1 protein-coding gene is annotated in these 1547 nt (G+C 67.7%); it reads left to right on the top strand.

The features are described 5' to 3' along the window. A partial coding sequence (gene pgi / locus LPZ50_RS24745; RefSeq protein ID WP_230665479.1) for a glucose-6-phosphate isomerase occupies nt 1-1298 on the top strand: 1298 nt, incomplete at its 5' end. Between the last annotated feature and the right edge of the window lie 249 nt (nt 1299-1547).

Consider the following 1547-nt stretch of genomic DNA (forward strand, 5'->3'; position numbering starts at 1 on the left):
CCACGCCGCCGCCCGCGGTCGCCACGGCCATCCTGGCCGAACGCGAGCGCGTGCGGCAATTCGTGCGCCAGCTGGATCAGGAGGGGTCGTACGGCAATGTGCTGCACCTGGGCATCGGCGGCAGCGACTGGGGGCCGCGCATGGTCACCCGCGCGCTGCGCCACTGCGGCCTCAGCCGCAATATCCAGTTCGCGTCGAATGTGGATTCGCACGCGGTAGCCGATGCCATCGGCCAGCTGGATCCGCGCGACACCCTGGTCATCGTGGCGTCCAAGTCGTTCACCACCACCGAGCCGCTGGCCAATGCCGAAGTCGCCATGAACTGGCTGCGCGAAGCCGGCGTGGCGGATCCCATCAAGCACGTGGTGGCGGTCACAGCCAATGTCGACGCGGCGCTGGACTTCGGCATCGAGCCGGACCGGATTTTCCGCTTCTGGGACTGGGTGGGCGGCCGTTATTCACTATGGTCGGCCATCGGCCTGCCCATCGCCCTGGCGCTGGGCAGCGAGGCCCTGGACCAGCTCCTGGCCGGCGCCGCCGCCATGGACCAGCACTTCCTGCAAGCCCCCCCGCGCGAGAACGCGCCGCTGCAAATGGCCCTGTCGGGCCTGGCCAACCGCAGTGTGCTGGGCTATGCCACGCTGGCCATCACTCCCTACGATTCTCGGTTGCTGCACCTGGTGCCCTGGGCCCAGCAGCTGGAAATGGAATCGCTGGGCAAGGTGGCCACGCGCGACGGCACGCCCACGGGCGTGCCCACCGGCCCCGTGGTATGGGGCATGCCGGGCACCGACTGCCAGCACACGTTTTTCCAGTGGCTGCACCAGGACACCACGGGCGCCCCCGTGGACTTCATCGTGTGCGCACAGCCCGACCATGCGTACGCGCGGCATCACAACATGTTGATCGCCAACTGCCTGGCGCAGCGCTCTGCGCTGCTGCGCGGCAAGTCGTACGAAGAAGCCCTGCAGGAAAGCCGGGCACAAGAAACGGATCCGCAACGCGCGGAATTGCTGGCGCGCCATCGCGTACACCCCGGCGGGCGGCCATCCAACCTTATCGTGCTGCCACGCCTGGATGCCTATTCACTGGGCGCGCTGCTGGCGCTGTACGAACACAAAGTGTTTGCCCAGGGCACGCTATGGGGCATCAACCCATTCGACCAATGGGGCGTGGAATTCGGCAAGCTGCTCGCCAGGCGCATCATCCACGAACTGGATGCCCCGCCGTCCGAACAGCCCGGCGACCAGGACCCTTCCACCCGCTACTGGATCAACGCCCTAGCGCGGCGCAGCTGAAACCCGCGCGGAACCGGCACCGGTCGACGGCCGCATCGGGCACGGATCCAGTCAACCAGGTTTCTGACGCCCTCTTTGCAGAGATATGGCCGGGTGTCAGGCGCCAGGCTGCCGCAGCAGCGCCGCGTAAATATCCAGGTGCTTGCGGCACACGTCTTCGATATCGAACTCTTGTTCGGCCAGTTCGCGGCCGGCCGCGCCCATGCGCCGCCGCAGGGCGGCGTCGGAGGCCAGGCGTCCGATGGCGTC

The sequence above is a fragment of the Bordetella petrii genome (genome assembly GCF_020991325.1).
Taxonomy (GTDB): Bacteria; Pseudomonadota; Gammaproteobacteria; order Burkholderiales; family Burkholderiaceae_B; genus Bordetella_A; species Bordetella_A petrii_E.